This is a genomic window from Nocardia sp. NPDC004860 (assembly GCF_040609015.1).
In the GTDB taxonomy this organism is placed as follows: domain Bacteria; phylum Actinomycetota; class Actinomycetes; order Mycobacteriales; family Mycobacteriaceae; genus Nocardia.
Genome location: NZ_JBEXJI010000029.1, coordinates 96,045 through 113,922, shown reverse-complemented (window position 1 = coordinate 113,922; position 17,878 = coordinate 96,045). Strand labels below are relative to the sequence as shown.

The window sequence follows — 17,878 nt, the reverse complement described above, 5'->3', positions numbered from 1 at the left end:
CTGGGGCCGACCAGCCCCGAAACCCCGAACCCTACGCCGCCGCTTTGTGTACCACCTTTGAGGAACGCAGCACTAGTAGGACTTTGTTAGGTCGGTGTGTCGTGCTCGAGTGTCGTGGTGATTCTCGAGACGATGCCGGGCGTGGATCATGGCGAGCTGGCCCGGGTCGATGCGTTGCTGGACGCGTTTGTCGGTGATGTGTTTTCGTCGCTGTCGCGCAAGGACCGCGTCGCCACCGCCGGGGTGTATGTGCGGGGACTGATGCTCGACGGCAAGCGGAAGTCGATGCAGCCCATGGCCCAGCGGCTGCGGACCGATCACCAGAGGCTGCAGCAATTCGTCACCACCTCGCCATGCTGAAGGCAGTGGAGCAGGGCCGCGAACCAGCCAGCCCCGGATTCATCTCCGCTGTTGCGAAGGCGCTGCACATCACCCCCGAGCAGTTGACCGGCGCACCGTATGACGATGGGAAACCGCTGTCGGACGCGGTCAACGAACTGTCGGTGCTGCTGGCCGAAGGGCGATACGTCCGCGCGGTAGAACCGGGCCCGCTGGCCGGAATCGACACCGATCTTGTTGCCGCGCAACGGCTGTACCGCCGTGACCGAACGCTCGAAACAATCGAGAGGCTTCCCGACCTGATTCGCCGGATCCACGGCGCGGTCAGCGACAGTAGCGGAGAGGAACGCGCCCACGTCTCCACCGTGCTGACAAACGCATACCTGCTGGCGGGGTGGGCGATACGCCGAACCGGACGCCCTGCGCTCATGCTGCCCGCCCTGGATCTGGCAGACCACTACGCCCCCACCGGGAACGATCCGGGTTGGGGCTCACTGGCGATGCTGGACCGTGCACGCATGCTCACCCACTACGGCGAATCGGAGGTAGCGGACGCACTGATCGATACGGTTGTCACCGCTACCGACTCCGCTCACGGATCGCCGGTACTCGCCGGGTACGCGCACCTTGTCGGCGCAGTTAATCAGGCGCGGCGACTGGACTATTCAGGTGCGATGAGCCACATCGAAGCGGCCCGTGGGCTCGCCTCGCGCACCGGCGAGACCGACGAATACGTGACAGCATTCGGACCCGTGAACGTCGAGATTCACGCGCACGCTGTCGAATTGGAAGCTGGCGACCCAAACCGGGCAGCAGTGCAGGGCGCAAAGCTGTCGATCCCTGCCGGGCATCGTGCACCGACCCGCGTCGGGCATCACTGGCAGGACAATGCCCGCGCCTGGTTGATGTCGAGAAAGCCGGAACGAGCACTGGCGGCGTTGAACAAGGCCCGCGCCGCAGCACCGCAACAGACCGCCTCCATCCAGCGGTTCGGGAAACCTTGTACGGCATCGCGGCGGCGGAGAGGCGGCGCACCGACACCCTCGCTGGTTTCGCCAGCTGGCTGGGTTCCCCACTCTGACAGTCGATTCCATCATCTCAATGGCACATTAGGGAGCTATGAACGATCAAGGCGCACCCGTCCTGTATGCCATCGTCACCGGCTCACCCGCCGCCAGCGATATCGGCAAGCTCGTGGATCTCGCGCAGGCAGACGGCTGGGACGTGTGTGTGATCGCCTCCCCCGACGGCAGCCGGTTCATCGATGCTGACATGTTGGAAGCCAAGACCGGGCACCCGGTGCGCAGTCAATACAAGGAACCGGGTACCCCCGATCTATTCCCACCCGCTGACGGGATGATCGTCGCGCCGATCACGTCGAACTCGTTGGCTAAGTGGGCTGCTGGCATCTCCGACACGCTGCCGCTGGGCCTGCTAGTGGAGGCGGTCGGCAAACGTATGCCGGTCGTGGCGGTGCCGTTCGCGAACTCGGCGCTGCGTAGCTTCCCCGCCATCAGCAACGCCATCACCAACCTGTCCGAGTGGGGCGTCACGGTGCTCACGCGTGATCAGCATTCACCCGGTACAGGATCAGGGGTCCTCCACCTGTTCCCGTGGGAGACGGCCTGGCACGCGCTGCTCGAGCATCCATGGCGGTCCGCGGCAAGCTAGCTCCGGCATCTCGTTGCCGAAGTGGCTGCGCTGGTGCCTTCCGATGTCGTTCATGGGCGAACCACGACGTCAATCAGCGAGATCGAAGGGCATCCGCTTATGGCGAATACAGGGTGTACGGTGGCCTCACCGCAAAGCGGTCTGGGCAGGTGGTGAGTCCGCCGATGGCGCTGGTATGCACCGACCCAGCCAGACACCCCAGATGGTCTGACCTCCGATAAGCGTCATACAGCATCCAGCACAGGAGGCAGAGGCATCCGACTCAACGGCCGTGCGACTCCCGCTGCCCTCCGACCCAGGTCGAACCGCAAATAGGTCGATCCAATCAAATTTTCACCGCGCCTCACGGCCCCGCGCCACTGCCGGTAACGTCCGCCGAAGCGTCCACCTCGCCACCTGTAACGTGCCGTCCATGAGTGATGACTTGTCGGGTAAGAGCGCGCTGGTCACCGGGGCCAGCCGGGGTATCGGGTTCGCGGTGGCGGCGGAGCTGCTCAGGCGAGGCGCCAATGTGGTGATTTCGGCTCGGAAGCCGGAGCCGCTGGAGGAGGCGGCGGGGCGGCTGCGCGGGCTGGGGCATCCGGGGAAGGTGGTCGCGGTCGCCGGTAATTCGGGCGATGCGGCGGCTCGGGCCGAGCAGGTCGCCACCGCGGTGGCGCAGTTCGGGTCGCTGGATGTGCTGATCAACAACACCGGGATCAATCCGGTGTACGGGGCGCTGATGGATGCCGATCTGGATGCCGTGCGCAAGATCTTCGATGTGAATGTCGTTGCGGCGCTGGGGTATGTGCAGCAGGCGTACCGGGCGTGGATGGGTGAGCACGGGGGCGCGGTGGTGAATGTGGCGAGCGTCGCGGGGTTGCGGTCCACCGGCGTGATCGCCGCATACGGGGCGTCCAAGGCCGCGCTCATCCGGCTCACCGAGGAGCTGTCGTGGCAGCTGGGTCCGAAGATCCGGGTGAACGCGGTGGCGCCGGGCGTGATCAAGACCAAGTTCGCGGACGCGCTGTACTCGGCCGACGAGGAGGCCGCGGCGGGGATCTATCCGATGAAGCGGCTGGGGTCGCCGGAGGACGTGGCGGCGCTGATCGGATTCCTGGCTTCGAACGAGTCGTCGTGGATCACCGGCACGACCGTGCGAGTCGACGGCGGCCTGCTGGCCACCGGCGGCATCTGACACCGAACGGACCGAAAACTCGTGCCCGGCACCAGGAGTGGGTGCCGGGCACGGAACCGCGGCCGCTCAGCGGAAGACGAGCGCGCCCAGGGTGTCGCTGTGGCGGTACTTCAGGTACTTCGTGACCGTCTCCTCGTCGACCGCCGGGGTCGCGGTGGCCACGGTGATGACCAGGAAGTTGCCCTGGCTGCCGTCCCGCCATTTGCCGGTCTCGAAGTCGTTGATGTAACTGCCTTCCGGGAGCACGACGTCCTTGTCGTCGAACTGGCCGTCGGCGCCGGAGGCCTTGTCCGCATCGGACATGGTGAGCACCAGCTGGGTCAGCATGAGCGTGCCGTTCTCAGCCTTCCACGCCATCTCGGAGGCGCGCTTGCACCCGAGGCCCGTCAGCTTGCCCGCTTCCTCGATGTCGGCGCAGGTGTTGTAATCGCGACCGGACACGTAGGTGGCCTGGAGTGCGACGTCGCCCAGTTTGAAGTTCCAGTTCTGGCCGTACTCGGTGTAGCTGAACGATTTGCCGCCAGGTGCGGACTTGGTGGTGGTCGGGGCACTGCGGGTGGTGGCCGGAGCACTGGTGGTGAGCATCGTGGTGGTCGTGGTGGTCGCGTCGGCCTGCGAAGTGTCGTCGCTCTTGGAGACGAGGACGATCGCGCCGATGGCGACCGCGAGCACTACGACCACGCCGAGCACCACACCGATGACCAGCCCGGTGTTCGACTTTGGTGGCTGCGGCGGCGGGAAGCCCGGCTGCTGCGGAAAACCCGGGCTCTGCTGGAACCCCGGCTGCTGTTGAAACCCCGGCTGCTGTGCGAATCCCGCGTCTTGCGGATACCCCGGCTGCTGCGGATATCCCTGCTGCCCAATCCAATTCGTCTGTGTGGGCTCCCACCCCGCCGGATCGGCCGGCTGCTGTCCCGGCCAACCGGCCTGCGGCGCCTGCTGCTGGCTGCCGGTCTGCTGAGCGGGGTGGTCCCACCACGCCGGATCCGGATCCTGCGGCGGCTGCCCGTGCACGGTGGGGTCGCCGCCGAATCCGGCGGGTGGATACGTCATCTGCTCACCTTTCGCGGCCTGCCCGAGCCCTCCCCGGCCCGGCATCATTCCCGAAGCGTAGGCGGGCGACCCGTCATGATCCAATCACGTGGTGACCGATGATCTCCTCATCTGCGGTGCGGGCCCGGCGGGGCGAGCCGTCGCCCACCGCGCGCTGGCGCACGGACTCTCGGTCACGATCGTCGATCCGCACCCCCGGCGGCGATGGACGGCCACCTATGCGGCCTGGGCGGATGAGCTGCCGCAGTGGGTCGCTCCGGAGGCGATGGGGGCGACGGTCGACCACCCGATCGTGTGGGCGCAGCACCGCATCGAACTGGATCGCCGTTACATCGTCTTCGATACCGCGCGCCTGCAGGATTCGCTGGACCTTCCGGGTGCGCGGCTCCTGCAGGACAGCGTGACCGACATCGCGCCCGCTGCCCGGAACCGGCACGACGGACTGGATCTGCCGTCGGTGCGGCTCGCGTCGGGTTCGGTGCTGGCGGCCGGACGGGTCATCGACGCGCGCGGGGTGGCCCGCTCCCCCAGGCTGGCCGAGCAGACGGCATTCGGGGTGATCGTGGACCGGGCCCGCCTGCCGGAGCCGGAGACGTATTTCATGGACTGGCGTGCGGACAACGGCGCGGAAACCGATGCGCCCCGGTCGTTTCTGTACGCGGTGCCATTGGACGATGAGCGGGTTCTGCTGGAGGAGACGTGCCTGGCCGGGCTCCCGGCGCTGGATCAGCGGACGCTGCACGACCGGCTGACACACCGATTGCGTTCCCGGGGAATCACTCTCACCGGCACCGAACCGGTCGAACGCGTCCGATTCCCCGTGCACGGCGGCCGGCCGAACGCCCGCACGTTCGGCTCCGCGGGCGCTTTCACGCATCCGGCAACGGGATACAGCGTCGCGACCTCCCTGCGGATGGCCGATGCCGTCGTAGCCGGGGACCCCCTGTGGCCGGGTCCGGCGCGCGCCGTGCACCTGTTGCGCCAGGCCGGACTACGCGCCCTGCTGGCACTGCCGCCCGCCGACCTGCCCCTCTTCTTCGAGGCTTTCTTCGCACTGCCCGCCGAATCCCAGCGCGCCTACCTCTCCGGCCGCGACGACCTGCGCGGCACCGCCGCCGCCATGATGTCGCTGTTCGCGGCACTCCCCTGGCGAATGCAGCGCACACTCGCCATTGCCGTGGCCCGACCGCCCCGCCGCACACCCGACGCCTCCCGAGCCACGCCCTTATCCGCCGAGGGTCCCGTGTAGCGCAGTGGGTCGACGGTTATCGGTAGCGGGTTCGGTATTCATCTACCCGAATTCTCCGGAATTGCCGATGTAAAGCAGTCGCTGATGGTCTGCTGGTGGGGTCGCAATCCCGAATAGGGGGAGGTTCCAACGATGTTCGACCTTCCACGATCCAGTCACCGAGCACTGCCGAGGATGACCGTTTCCGATGCGCTCGCCGCGCAGAAAGCGCACGCCCAGTGCCCGATCACAATCTGCCCGATCAAATTGCAGGCCAGGACATTTCTTTTCGGTGAATCGCACCGCAGACCGAAGGGGGTGGGGCGTGGACGACCAGAGTGACATCGAGATTCGAGCGCTGCAGGATGTAATCGACGCGGTCGAAGATCGGTTGCGGCGTTTCGAGGCGAAGGACGGTGTCGTACTCGCGGAGCGGTCCGAGGTGTATGCCACCGTCATATACGCGGTCATCGCCAGTGCACGCGCCTCCGGCCACTACGGCGCGGGAAGCCTGGCGCGAGCGCCACTTCTGGACGAGATCCTCCTGGGTGCCGAGCCGGAGCCCTGGGAGACAGCGATGTACGCCGTGGTCATCGATCGGGCGTTGACGCAGTGAAGCGCGGGAGCCGCCGGCCCCTCATCGGTCAGCGGCTCCCGGGCCGTGAAGCGGGGGTCAGCCCCACTCGCATGGCGGTCAGTCCCACTCGCTCATGGCGGTCAGTCCCACTCGCTCATGGCGGTCAGCCCCGCTCGCTCATGGCGGTCAGCCCCGCTCGCTCGTGGCGATGCCGCGTGCGTCCGACGACCGGCAGCTGCACGGTGAACCGCTCTACCACCCAGCCGGGCGGCAGCGCCGATGCACAGTGCCCCCGCGGTGTCCACGATCCCGGCCGGCTCAGCACGATGCTCACTCGATCCAGCTCCAATCACGGTCGGGGTCCTGGTATTCCAGCCCGATCCAGCCGTCGTATCCGGCGGCGTCGAGGGCGGCGAAGAGGGCCTCGAAATCGAGGGTTCCGGTGCCGGGCCGGCTGCGCGCGGGCGCATCCGCGATCTGCACGTGCCCGATCCGGGATGCGTATTCGGCGATCACGCCGAACAGATCCGCACCCATGCGCGCGAGATGATAGAGGTCGCAGAGGAACCGGAGATTGGGTTCGCCGACCGCATCGATCACCTGTACGGCGCGCGCCGCCGACACGATCGGATAGTCCGGCGACTCGATGGAATTCAGTGCCTCGAGCACCACCTGCGCCTCGATGCCCGCGGCGGCGCGCGCGGCCAGTCGCAGGTTCTCCAACGCCAGCCCGTCCTGCACCGCCGGATCCGCGCCGGGAATCCGGTTCCCGTACAGGGCATTCAACGACCGGCATCCCAGCCGCTCGGCGATCCCCACGGTGACGTCGATATTGTCCCGGAATTCGGCCTCGCGTCCGGGCACGGACACCAGTCCCCGCCCGGCGGGCACCAGGTCGATGAAATTCAACCCGACCAGCTGCACCCCGGCGTCGGACACCGCGGAGACGAACGCGTCGACCTCCTTGTCCCCGGGCACCGGGTTCTCGCCGAAGGGCCACCAGAACTCGACCGCGTCGAACCCGGCCGCCTTCGCCGCCGCCGGACGCTCCAGCAGCGGCAGATCGGTGAACAGCATCGAGCAGTGCACGTCGAACTTCCGCAGCGCGCCCTCGGCGGTGTACTTCATCGGGCCGTTTCCTCCCTGTAGGTATGCCAGCTACCGAAATCGGTGATGTCGATGAGCTGCGGGTAGGAAATGATCGGGCGGCGCAACAGCATGGACAGCACCGAACGGTTGTCGGCCAACACAATCACACCCAGTTCCAGCTCCGGCGGTTCGGCCGGGAGCAGGCGGGTGCGCAGCACCTGCATCGGCACCTCGAACAGCTCGCCCGCGATGGGCGCGCCGCCGTAGGCCACCGGGTGCAGGCCGGGGAAGCGGTCACCGACCGAATAGAACCGGTAGTGCGGCGCGGTCCTGACCTCCCCGGCGCAGGGCGCGCCCTCGAGCAGGTGGTTCAGGGGTCCGCCGCGCATGGCACCCCCGTTCAGGAAGATCAAAGGCATTGCCGTGGTTCCTTTTCGGTCGACCGATGCATCAAGCGGTGAGCCGGAGGGCGTCCGGCGAGTCCGGAACGGTCACCTCCGGCACCGCGATCGCATCGCGATGGATCGGTCCGCCGTAGGTGCCCAGAGGCATTCCGGTGCCCCCACGGCGGACCGCCACGATCTCGGCGGCGATGGAGACGGCTGTCTCCTCCGGAGTCCGCCCGCCGAGATCGAGTCCGATGGGCGACTTCAGCCGCGCCAGTTCGGCATTCGTCATCCCGACAGCACGAAGCCGCTGGAGACGGTCCTCGTGCGTCCGCCGGGATCCCATCGCACCCACGAACGCCACCGGCAGGCGAAGCGCCACCTCCAGTAGCGGCACATCGAATTTGGCGTCGTGAGTGAGCACACACAGCACGGTCCGGGCATCCACCTGGGTCCGCGCCAGATACTTGTTCGGCCATTCCACGACCACCTCGTCCGCGTCGGGGAAGCGGGCGCGGGTGGCGAAGACCTCCCGCGCGTCGCAGACGGTGACGTGATAGCCGAGGAACTTGCCGATGCTGGCGACCGCGGCCGCGAAGTCGATCGCCCCGAAGACGATCATCCGCGGCGGCGGCACATGGGATTCCACGAATACCGTGACCTCGGCGTCACCGCACCCGATGGTGCGCACCGCGGTGGTGCCGGCGTCGAGCATGGCCTGGGCTTCGGCCACCACCCGTTCGTCGAATTCGGCTCCGGAGGTCCACCAGGTGCCCAGCGCCATGACGGCGCCGCTGTCGAGGTCGCGGACCATGGCCACGGCCTCCCCCTCAGCTCGCAGGACCTTCTCCACCGCATCGCGAGTGGACTCGGTCACCGACTGGACGAACACCTGAATCGTTCCGCCACAGGTCAATCCGACCGCGAAGGCGTCGGTGTCGCTGTAGCCGAAGGTCTCCCGGAGCGGTTCTCCCGTTCGCAGCGACTCGCGGCACAACTCGTAGACAGCACCCTCGACACAGCCGCCGGAAATGCTTCCGACGACGGTGCCGTCGGCATCCACGGCCAGGGCCGCGCCGATCGGACGGGGCGCGGAGCCGCCGATCCCGATGATGGAGGCCACGGCGTATTCCTTGCCCGCCGCATGCCATTCCAAGAGTTGTGCCGCGATGTCGCGCATGACTAGCCTCCCAGGGCCAATTCGATGCCGTTGATACCGAAGTAGGCGACGAAGACAACGCTCACCACGGCCACCAGCCAATGGATTTCGCGGTACTTACCGCGAGCGAGCTTGATCACCGTGTAGGCGATCAGGCCCGCACCGACACCGTTCGTGATCGAGTAGGTGAACGGCATGAGCACGATCGTGACGAAGGCCGGCACGGCGACCTCGAGATCGTTCCAGTCGATCTTGCGGGCCTGCGTCATCATGAGCGCGCCGACCAGCACCAGGGCGGGAGCGGCGGCCTGAATCGGCACCACGGCCGCGATCGGGGTGAAGAAGATGGCGGCACAGAACAATCCGCCGGAGATGACGCTGGCCAGACCGGTACGGGCGCCCTCACCGACACCCGTCGCCGACTCGACGTACACCGTGGATCCCGCGCCGCCGGACAGGCCGCCGACGATCTGGGCGACACCGTCGGTGGTGAGGATCTTGCCCATGCCGGGCACCTGACCCTTCTCATCCACCAGGCCCGCCTCGTCACAGACGCCGAAAACCGTTCCCATGGCGTCGAAGAAGCCGGTCAGCACCAGGGTGAACAGCACCACCGTGGCGGTCACCGCACCCGCGGTGGCGAAGCCGCCGAACAGGTCGATGTGACCGATCAGACCGAAATCCGGGGAAGCGAACAGCGATTTCGGCTTCTCGGGGACGACCGTGCCCCACGCCTTGGGGTCGATGGTCGCCATGGCGTTGACGATGATCGCCAGCACGGTCGAGATGGCGATGCTGATCAGGATCGCGCCCGGCACCTTGCGGATGAACAGGGCGAGCATCAGCAGCAGGCCAACGGCGAAGATCACCGTGGGCCAGCCGGCCAGATGTCCTTCGACACCCAGTGTTACCGGTGGCCCGCCGGGCGCACCATGTCCCACCACGCCGGAGGAGACCAGGCCGATCATGGCGATGAACATGCCGATGCCGACGCCGATGGCGTTCTTCATGGCCAGCGGAATGGCATTGATGATCATCGTCCGCAGGCCGGTCGCGGCCAGGATGACGATGACGATGCCCATCAGCACCACCAGGCCCATGGCCTGCGGCCAGGTCATATGGGGTGCGGCCTGATAGGCGACGACGGGGACCAGACCGAGGCCGGCGGCCAATGCGAGGGGCACATTGCCGACCACGCCCATCAGGACGGTGGTCAGGCCGGCGGAGAAGGCGGTCGTGGTGGTCAGCTGAGCGATATTGAGCTTGTCCCCGTGCGCGTCGGTGACGCCGCCGAGAATTAGCGGAACCAGCAATATGACATACGCCATAGCGACGAATGTGGTGATGCCGCCACGGATTTCCCGCGATATGGTGGTCTTGCGCTCCGATAGCCTGAAGAACTTTTCGAGCGCAGAACCCCGCGTTTCCGGGGTGGTGATCGGTGACTGAGTCTGGGTCATGGCTGCCCTCCTATGGGCGTAGCCGACCAGCGGCCCGGGGTGCTGGGGTATCCCGGGCCGCGGATTCGGTGATGCTTGTTGTGGGGTCCCTATCGCGCTCCACCATTTCGAGAAGCGCGATCTGCCCCTGTTGATCAACTGTTCCGGATGATGTCTTCCGGACGCACGGGCACGCGGTTGATGTTTCCGGTGCCGCCCCGCTTGCGACAGGCATCGCGAATCGCTGCGGCGATCGCAGGCGTGGAGGAGAGAGTGGGCGGCTCACCCGCGCCGCGCAGGCCGTAGGGGGCGTGCGGGTCCGGGTTCTCCAGGATCTCCAGCTTCTGCGGGGGTGTATCGAGAATCGTGGGAATCAGATAGTCCGTGAAGGACGGATTCCGCACCTTGCCATTGGTGACCTGAATTTCCTCCATAACCGCCAGACCCAGGCCCTGAATGGAGCCGCCGTGGATCTGGCCTTCCAGCGAAAGCCGGTTCATGATCTTGCCGACGTCCTGAACGGCGTCCAGGGCAACGACTTTGACCAGTCCGAGTTCGGTGTCGACATCCACCACGGCCCGGTGCACGCAGACCGCGAGCTGGGTGTGGCTGGAGCCCTGACCGGTCACCTTGTCCATACCGGTGGTCGGCCGGTGGTGGTATTCACGGGTCAGATCGATGACGTCGTCGCCGAGCACATCCTCGATGGTCGCGACCACTTCACCGTTGTTCTTGACGACCTTGCCGCCCTCGAGCCGCATGAAGCCGTGCACGTCGAACTTCTTGCGCGCCAGCACGAACAGCTCGTCGGCCACCGCGCGGCAGGCGGTCATCACCGCGCCGCCGGTCATGTACGACTGGCGTGACGCGGACGAGGAACCCGAGCTGCCGACATTGTTGTCGGAGGGGTGGCTGACCACCCGCTCGATGGCGAGCTCGGTGCGCGCGATCTGCGCTTCGAGGGTGATCAGACCCTGGCCGACCTCCGCGCCGGCGGTGTGCACCAGCGCGACCGGCTCGCCGCCGATCACTTCCAGGCGCACCCGGGCGGTCGAGTAGTCGTCGAAACCCTCGGAGAAGCAGATGTTCTTGATGCCGACGCCGTAGCCGACGCCGCGGTACACGCCCTCGCCGTGGGTGGTCTGCGACGCACCGCCGGGCAGGTTGCGGATGTCCGAGGTGTCCACGGACTCCGGCAGTTCCATGTCGCGCAGGCTGTCGAGCATCTCCTTCAGCGGGGTCGGCGCGTGCACGACCTGGCCGGTGGCGAGCGTGGAGCCCTGGGAGACGGCATTGACCTGACGAACCGTGACCGGATCCATATCGAGCGCCTCGGCGAGCTTGTCCATCATGGACTCGTGGGCGAAACACGCCTGCACGACACCGAATCCGCGCATGGCGCCGCAGACCGGATTGTTGGTGTAGACACCGTAGGCGTCGATCTCCAGGTGCGGCACCTCGTAGGGGCCCAGCGCCAGCGAGGCGGCATTGCCGATCACGTTCTGGGTGGCCGAGGTGTACGCACCGCCGTCGAGAACGATGAGAACCTTGGCGTAGGTGATCTTTCCGGTCGCGGTGGCGCCGAATTCGTAGCGCATCTTCGCCGGGTGGCGATGCACGTGCCCGAAGAACGACTCCTCGCGGTTGTACATCATCTTGATCGGCTTGCCGGTGCGCATGGCCAGCATGCCGGCGTGGATCTGCATGGACAGGTCCTCGCGGCCGCCGAACGCGCCGCCGACGCCGGACATGGTCATGCGGATCTGGTCCTCGTCCAGATCCAGGCACGGGCCGATCTGGGTGAGGTCCCAGTGCAGCCACTGCGTCGCGACATAGAAGTCGAGCGAGCCGTCCTCGTTCGGGATGACCATGCCGGATTCCGGGCCCAGGAAGGCCTGGTCCTGCATGCCGACCTCGAACTCCTCGGAGACCACGACGGTGGCGAGGGCCTTGCCGATCTCGATGTCGCCGGAGCGCACCGGCTGGTAGCGCGCGATGCCGCCGCGCGACTGCACGGCCAGCCCGACCGGGTCCTCGACCACCGCCATCGGGTCCGTGATCGGTTCCAGCACTTCGTATTCCACCTCGATGGCGGCGACGGCGCGCCGGGCGATCTCGGGGTGGTCGGCGGCGACCAGGGCGATGGCCTCGCCGTGATGGCGCACCTCGTCGAAGGCCAGTACCGGCTGGTCCCAGGTGTGGTCGAGGCCGTAGACCTTGCGGCCCGGCACGTCCTCGTGGGTGAGCACGGCGTGCACACCGGTCATGGCGAGGGCCTTGCTGGTGTCGACGCTGACGAGTTTGGCGCGGGCGTGCGGGCTGCGCAGGGTCGCGCCCCACAGCATGCCGTCCATCCACAGGTCGGAGGAGTAGGCGAATTCGCCCTTGACCTTGAGGGTGCCGTCCGGGCGGAGCGGGCTCTCGCCGATCCCGCCCTTGCCCGGGACCGCCACATCCGTGGGGAACCGAGTGGTGCGCGTGATGGTCATCGGTTCTCCTGCTTCATGATTCGCTGCCGTGCGGCGACGCCGGCCTGGCCGACGGCGTCGTGCGGCATGGTCTTGAGCTCGTCGTTCTCGACGACGGTGTTGCCGCCCACCAGCAGGCGCGCCAGCGGCGGCTGCGGGCCGAATACCAGCGAGCACACCGGGTCCTCGATGGCGGCGCGGAAGCCGTCCACCTTCCAGACCGCGATATCGGCGAGCTTGCCGACCTCGAGGGAGCCGATCTCGTTCTGGCGGCCCAGGTTCCGGGCGCCGCCCAGGGTGCCGACCTCGAGGGCCTGCCGCGCGGTCATGGCGCGGGGGCCGTGCACGGCGCGCTGGAACAGCATGGCCTGCCGCATCTCCCCGGCCATGGAGGTGAGCTCGGAGGAGGCCGCGCCGTCCACGCCGAGACCGACGGGCGCACCGGCGGCGAGCAGGTCCATCACTCGCGCGATGCCCGCGCCCAGGCGGGCATTGGAGGTCGGGCAGTGCGCGGAACCGGTGCCGGTCTTGGCGAACGCCGAGATGTCCTTGTCGTGCAGGTGCACCGCGTGGGCGAACCACACGTCGTCGCCGAGCCAGCCCAGCTTCTCCATGTATTCGACCGGGGTGCAACCCATCTGCTCGATGCAGTGCTCTTCCTCGTCGAGGGTCTCGGCGAGGTGGGTGTGCAGGCGCACGCCGTGCCGGCGGGCCAGCGCGGCCGAATCGACCATCAGGCCCTCGGACACCGAGAACGGCGAGCAGGGGGCGACGGCCACTCGCAGCATGGAGTCGAAGGACGGGTCGTGGTATGTGCGGATGATCTCCTCGGTGTTGAGGAGGATCTCTTCGCGGTTCTCGACCACCTCGTCCGGCGGCAGGCCACCGTGCGACTGACCGCGGTCCATGGACCCCCGGCACGGGTGGAAGCGGATGCCCAGCTCGCGGGCGGCACGGACCTCGGCCTCGAACAGATCGCCACGGCCCTTGGGGAACACATAGTGGTGATCGGTGGAGGTCGTGGTGCCGGTCAGCGCGAGCCAACCCAGACCTGCGGACGCCGCGCCGTAGACGATCTCGGCGTCCATGGTGGCCCACAGGCGGTACAGACCGGTCAGCCACTCGAACAGGGTGGCGTCCTGGAACAGGCCCTGGGTGGCCCACTGGTAGAGGTGGTGGTGGGTATTCACCAGGCCCGGGGTCACCAGGCAGCCGGTGCCGGAGAGGCGTTCAGCACCCACCACCATCGGCGCAGGTCCTGCACCGAGAGCTTCGATCCGGCCGTCGTCGCCGACGATCAGATAGCCATTGGGGATCTCCGCACCGACAATCGGTGCGATATAAGCGTTTTCGATGACGAGCTTGCTCACTTTGCCGCAGCCTTCCGCTCGGCCGCCAGGCGAACGGCATCCAGAATCTTCTCGTAACCCGTACAGCGGCACAGGTTTCCGGCGAGCGCCTCACGGATCTCGACGTCCGACGGGTTCGGCACCCGATCGATCAGGTCGTGCGCCTGCACGATCAGACCCGGTGTGCAGAAACCACACTGGACCGCGCCGGCCTCCACGAAGGCCTGCTGCATGGGGTCCAGCTTGTCGCCGTCGGCCAGGCCCTCGACGGTGCGGACCGAACGGCCCTCCACCTGACCGGCGGCCACCAGGCACGAGCAAACGGGGGTGCCGTCCAGATAGACGGTGCAGGAACCACATTCACCCTGCTCGCAAGCGTTCTTGGAACCGGGGAGGCCGACCCGCTCACGCAGCAGGTACAGCAGGCTCTCGCCTTCCCAGACGTCGTCGGCGGTTTCCTGGGATCCGTTGACGGTGAAGTTGATACGCATCAGGCCGCCCTCCTCTCCGCGGTGTAGTCGTTCCACGCCCAGCCGAGGGTCCGGCGGGCCATCACCGACAGCGCGTGCCGGCGGTAGTCGGCGGTGCCGCGCACATCGTCGATGGGCTTGGCCGCGGCGCCGACCAGACGGCCGAACTCGCGGGCCAGCTCGTCGTTCAGCGCGCCGGCGTTGTCCCAGTCCAGGTTGGCGGCCAGGAAGTCCTGCGCCTCCACCGGACGGATCGGGGTCGGACCGGCCGAGCCGATGCCCGCGCCGGCGGTCCGCGAATCCGCGTGCAGCGCAATAGAGAACGAGCACACCGCGATCACCATGGCGTTGCGGGTGCCGACCTTCGAGAAGTACTGGGGGCCGCCGGCGGGCTTCAGCCACACGGCGCGAATGAGTTCGTCCGGCTCGAGCGCGTTCTTCTTGACCCACACGTAGAAGTCGTCGATGTCGATCATGCGGGTGCCGCGGGCGGCCGACTCGACCTCGACCACGGCATTGGCGGCCAGCAGGGCCGGGTGGGCGTCACCGGCGGGCGAGGCGCCGCCCAGATTGCCGCCGACGGTGCCGCGATTGCGGATCTGCGGAGAACCCACGGTGCGCGACGCCTGGGCCAGACCGGGCAGGCGGTCCTGATACCGGTTGATGATCTTCACGAACGGGACGCCGGAGCCCAGCCGGATCCGGCCGTCCTCCTGCTCGTCGACGGTGAAGACCTCACGGCACGGGTTCAGGTCCAGAATGGCGGCCGGACGGTGCCGGTCGAAGTTCAGCTCGACCATCACGTCGGTGCCGCCCTGAATCGGAACCGCCTCGGGGCGTTCCGCTTTCAGCTGGAGCGCTTCGGCCCAGCTTCCCGGTTGTAGGAAATCCATTGCAATCCTCTAGATATCGGTTCGACGCAGGTACGACAGCACTCAGCTGCCCCGGTACGTAGAGAAGGAGTAGGGGCTCAACAGCAGGGGTACGTGGTAGTGCTCATCCGGATCGGTGACCAGGAAGTCGATGGTCACCGTGGGATAGAACGGGCTGACACCGGAGGTGTCGAAGATCAGGCGGTGGGCACCGGCGCTCGGGGCGGGCAGATCCTTGACCCGGCCGTCGTCATCGGTGTGGCGCTCGGCGAGGACCTCCCCCGCCGCGTTCTCCAGCCGCACCGCCATGCCCGCGGCCGGGCGTCCGGTCGCGGCATCGAGTACGTGCGTGGACAGACTCATTTGTCCTCCAGGAGTTTCCGGATCCGCAGGCCGGTGATGTCGGCGAGCTCGCGGCGGACCGTCAGCTGCTCCTCGGCGACCGAGTTGCCGAGACGACGCTGGAGCTCCGAGAGCATCTCGGTGGCGCTGCGCCCGGCGGCCCGGATCAGGAAGACGTGGCCGAAGTGTTCCTCGTAGGTCACGTTCCAGGCGGCCAGATCGGCCTTCACCTGATCGTCGGCGTCGGAGGCTCCGGACTGTTCGTCGGCGGACCACTTCGCCTCACGCTCGGACTGGTGGGCGGCGGCCGTGCGCTCGCCGATCCGGGGGTGCGCCGACAGCGCCTCCTCGACATCGGTCCAACTCAGCTCGGTGACCCCGGTCACCGCCGCGGCGATCAGACTCGACTCGTCCGCGTACGGCCGGTTCGCCACCATCTTGCGTGCCCAGGTCCGCGACGCATTGCAGGTCAGCAGGTGCGTCTCGGCCTCTTCCAGGGGCAGCGAACCGAGCCATTCCAGGCGACTCGACATCCGACCTCCATCCGTCATTGGCGTGTGTCAACCACTTAACCCGGCGGGCGGTCATGCCCGAAAGGGCGAGACCTCCGAACCTGTGGCCTGCTTCACAGGGGCGCGTTCGTAGTTACATCCAAGTTCGGTAACCGGGCCGTCACCGACTGTTAGCCTCGGGCATCATGCGGTTACGTTCCCTGCTGACCATGCACGATCTGGGCTTGCGGCTCGTCACCGGAGAGGACGAGCTGGACCGCTTCGTACGCTGGGTGGTAACCACTGACATGCTCGATCCCGGTCGATACCTCTCCGGCGGCGAATTCGTCCTGACCGGGCTGCAATGGCGGCATTCCCCCGAGGACAGCGAGACCTTCGTGAGCGCGCTCGCCCGCGCCCGGGTGGCCGCGCTCGCCGCGGGTGACGCGCTGTACGGCGAACCGCCCGACGATCTCGTCGCGGCCTGTAAGAAACACCGAATCCCGCTGTTCCGGGTCGAGGAGCAGATCGCCTTCGCCACCGTCACCGAGCAGATCAACCGGAAGCTGTCGTCCGGACGGGCCGCCGACCTGAGCGCGATCCTGGACCGGCACCGGCAGCTGGTGTCCGGCGGCGGACTGGATTCGGTGCTCGACCTGGTGCATCGCACGCTGGGCACGCGCTGCTGGGTGGTGTCCGCACTCGGCCGCGTGGTGGCCGGGCCGACCCGCGACCTCCCCGAACAGGTGCGGTCGGCGTTCCTGGGCGCGCGACGGCTGCCGCATGTGCTTTCCCACAATCAGGTGCGGTACTCGCTGTTCGCGGTGGACGCCGACGGGACCTCACGCATCGCGGACTGGTTCCTGGTGTTCGAGAGCGACTACAAGGATTGGCCCGAGGAGCGGCGGGCCCTCATCGGGGAACTGGCCGCGGTGGTGTCCCTCGAACGTGCCCGGCAGGACGATCGGCACAGCGCCGAGGGGCGGCTGGCCCAGGAACTGATCGAGCTGATCATGTCCGACGCCAAATCCGCCGACATCATCTCCCGGCTGGAGTTGACCGGGCTGGGACTGTCCGACCGGTACCTCGCGGTCGCCGCGACCGCGGATTCCGGGGCCGTGCGGCCCGGTGAGTTGCGCGCCGTATTGCGCGAAATCCTTTACGGCAGAAGCCCTGCCGTCGGTGTGGTCGACGGCGAGGTCATCGTGCTGGTCGCCCTCGGTGACGACAAGGCCCTCGACGACCGCATCCACCGGGCCATCGAAGCCCTCGAACCCGGGCTGCAACTGAGCCGGCTCTCGGTCGGCATCAGCGGCGCGGTCGACGGCGAGGGGCTGCGCGGCGCGGTCGAGGAGGCCCGCTACGCCCGGCGCATGGCCGCGGAACGGCAGCAGCCCACCAGTGTGGTCCGCCACGACGAGCTCGCCACCCACATGCTGCTGCTGGCCAGCGTCCCCGACGAGGTCCGGCGCATGTTCCGGGTGCGGCTGCTGGATCCGCTGCGGGTCTACGACCAGGACAATCGTGCCGATCTGGTGCACACCCTGGAGACCTTCCTCGAGGTGTCCGGGTCCTGGACCAAGTGCGCGGATCTGCTGCACCTGCACGTGAATACGCTGCGCTACCGCATTCAGCGCATCGAGGAACTCACCAACCGCGACCTGTCCCGGCTCGAGGACCGCGTCGACTTCTTCCTCGCCCTCGCCCTGCGGTGACCGCGCGCCCGGATCGACGGGCGCGATCTCCGATCACTGTGCCGGACACCGTA

The 17,878-nt window shown here is 67.5% G+C and carries 17 protein-coding genes and 1 pseudogene; 7 read left to right on the top strand and 11 right to left on the bottom strand.

Annotation, left to right across the window (positions count from 1 at the left end):
• Window positions 1–132: 132 nt before the first annotated feature.
• From ABZV44_RS36455 to ABZV44_RS36440, 4 genes and pseudogenes are all read left to right on the top strand, one after another.
• Window positions 133–342: pseudogene (locus ABZV44_RS36455) on the top strand (transposase); the annotation flags it as partial.
• 11 nt (window positions 343–353) lie between these two features.
• The gene (locus ABZV44_RS36450) at window positions 354–1,610 is read left to right on the top strand and encodes an XRE family transcriptional regulator (protein ID WP_354846841.1); all 1,257 of its coding nucleotides are present in this window, start codon (window positions 354–356) and stop codon (window positions 1,608–1,610) included.
• A complete protein-coding gene (locus ABZV44_RS36445; protein WP_354846838.1) occupies window positions 1,534–2,010 on the top strand; it encodes a flavoprotein in 477 nt (158 codons plus the stop codon). Before ABZV44_RS36450 ends, ABZV44_RS36445 begins: the two co-directional genes overlap by 77 nt.
• A 412-nt stretch (window positions 2,011–2,422) precedes the next feature.
• Window positions 2,423–3,187 carry an SDR family oxidoreductase gene (locus ABZV44_RS36440; protein ID WP_354846835.1) on the top strand — a complete coding sequence of 255 codons (765 nt, stop codon included), beginning with the start codon at window positions 2,423–2,425 and terminating at the stop codon, window positions 3,185–3,187.
• Window positions 3,188–3,253: 66 nt separating this feature from the next.
• Here ABZV44_RS36440 and ABZV44_RS36435 read toward each other — a convergent pair whose 3' ends face one another.
• Window positions 3,254–4,240, bottom strand: a complete 987-nt coding sequence (locus tag ABZV44_RS36435; protein ID WP_354846832.1) for a proline-rich domain-containing protein — start codon at window positions 4,238–4,240, stop codon at window positions 3,254–3,256.
• Between the two features lie 88 nt (window positions 4,241–4,328).
• On the opposite strand from ABZV44_RS36435, the gene ABZV44_RS36430 reads away from it, so the two are divergent.
• The gene (locus ABZV44_RS36430; protein ID WP_354846829.1) at window positions 4,329–5,489 is read left to right on the top strand and encodes a lycopene cyclase family protein; all 1,161 of its coding nucleotides are present in this window, start codon (window positions 4,329–4,331) and stop codon (window positions 5,487–5,489) included.
• A gap of 304 nt (window positions 5,490–5,793) precedes the next feature.
• On the top strand, window positions 5,794–6,084 hold the full coding sequence (locus ABZV44_RS36425) for a hypothetical protein (RefSeq protein ID WP_354846826.1): 291 nt from the start codon (window positions 5,794–5,796) through the stop codon (window positions 6,082–6,084).
• Window positions 6,085–6,375: 291 nt separating this feature from the next.
• Here the strand turns inward: ABZV44_RS36425 and ABZV44_RS36420 are convergent, their stop codons facing one another.
• The 10 genes from ABZV44_RS36420 to uraD all read right to left on the bottom strand — a co-directional run bounded on the left by ABZV44_RS36420 (window position 6,376) and on the right by uraD (window position 16,152).
• A complete protein-coding gene (locus ABZV44_RS36420; protein ID WP_354846823.1) occupies window positions 6,376–7,173 on the bottom strand; it encodes a TIM barrel protein in 798 nt (265 codons plus the stop codon).
• Window positions 7,170–7,553 (bottom strand): gamma-glutamylcyclotransferase, encoded by a 384-nt coding sequence (locus ABZV44_RS36415; RefSeq protein WP_354846820.1) that lies wholly within the window; start codon window positions 7,551–7,553, stop codon window positions 7,170–7,172. The genes ABZV44_RS36420 and ABZV44_RS36415 overlap by 4 nt, the downstream gene beginning before the upstream one ends.
• A gap of 31 nt (window positions 7,554–7,584) precedes the next feature.
• Window positions 7,585–8,700: an XdhC/CoxI family protein gene (locus ABZV44_RS36410; protein ID WP_354846818.1), complete on the bottom strand. Its 1,116-nt coding sequence runs from the start codon at window positions 8,698–8,700 to the stop codon at window positions 7,585–7,587.
• A gap of 2 nt (window positions 8,701–8,702) precedes the next feature.
• Complete coding sequence (locus ABZV44_RS36405; RefSeq protein WP_354846815.1) at window positions 8,703–10,139, bottom strand: NCS2 family permease; 1,437 nt, start codon at window positions 10,137–10,139, stop codon at window positions 8,703–8,705.
• Window positions 10,140–10,273: 134 nt separating this feature from the next.
• Window positions 10,274–12,607: a molybdopterin cofactor-binding domain-containing protein gene (locus ABZV44_RS36400; RefSeq protein WP_354846812.1), complete on the bottom strand. Its 2,334-nt coding sequence runs from the start codon at window positions 12,605–12,607 to the stop codon at window positions 10,274–10,276.
• Window positions 12,604–13,956 (bottom strand): 8-oxoguanine deaminase, encoded by a 1,353-nt coding sequence (locus ABZV44_RS36395; protein WP_354846809.1) that lies wholly within the window; start codon window positions 13,954–13,956, stop codon window positions 12,604–12,606. The genes ABZV44_RS36400 and ABZV44_RS36395 overlap by 4 nt, the downstream gene beginning before the upstream one ends.
• Window positions 13,953–14,426, bottom strand: a complete 474-nt coding sequence (locus ABZV44_RS36390; protein WP_354846807.1) for a (2Fe-2S)-binding protein — start codon at window positions 14,424–14,426, stop codon at window positions 13,953–13,955. The genes ABZV44_RS36395 and ABZV44_RS36390 overlap by 4 nt, the downstream gene beginning before the upstream one ends.
• Window positions 14,426–15,298 carry an FAD binding domain-containing protein gene (locus ABZV44_RS36385; RefSeq protein ID WP_354846804.1) on the bottom strand — a complete coding sequence of 291 codons (873 nt, stop codon included), beginning with the start codon at window positions 15,296–15,298 and terminating at the stop codon, window positions 14,426–14,428. The genes ABZV44_RS36390 and ABZV44_RS36385 overlap by 1 nt, the downstream gene beginning before the upstream one ends.
• Before the next feature lie 42 nt (window positions 15,299–15,340).
• Window positions 15,341–15,640 carry a hydroxyisourate hydrolase gene (gene uraH / locus ABZV44_RS36380; RefSeq protein ID WP_354846801.1) on the bottom strand — a complete coding sequence of 100 codons (300 nt, stop codon included), beginning with the start codon at window positions 15,638–15,640 and terminating at the stop codon, window positions 15,341–15,343.
• Window positions 15,637–16,152, bottom strand: a complete 516-nt coding sequence (gene uraD / locus ABZV44_RS36375; protein ID WP_354846799.1) for a 2-oxo-4-hydroxy-4-carboxy-5-ureidoimidazoline decarboxylase — start codon at window positions 16,150–16,152, stop codon at window positions 15,637–15,639. Before uraD ends, uraH begins: the two co-directional genes overlap by 4 nt.
• Window positions 16,153–16,316: 164 nt before the next feature.
• Between uraD and ABZV44_RS36370 the strand changes: the two genes are divergently transcribed.
• Window positions 16,317–17,825, top strand: a complete 1,509-nt coding sequence (locus ABZV44_RS36370) for a PucR family transcriptional regulator ligand-binding domain-containing protein (RefSeq protein ID WP_354846796.1) — start codon at window positions 16,317–16,319, stop codon at window positions 17,823–17,825.
• Window positions 17,826–17,878 lie beyond the last annotated feature (53 nt).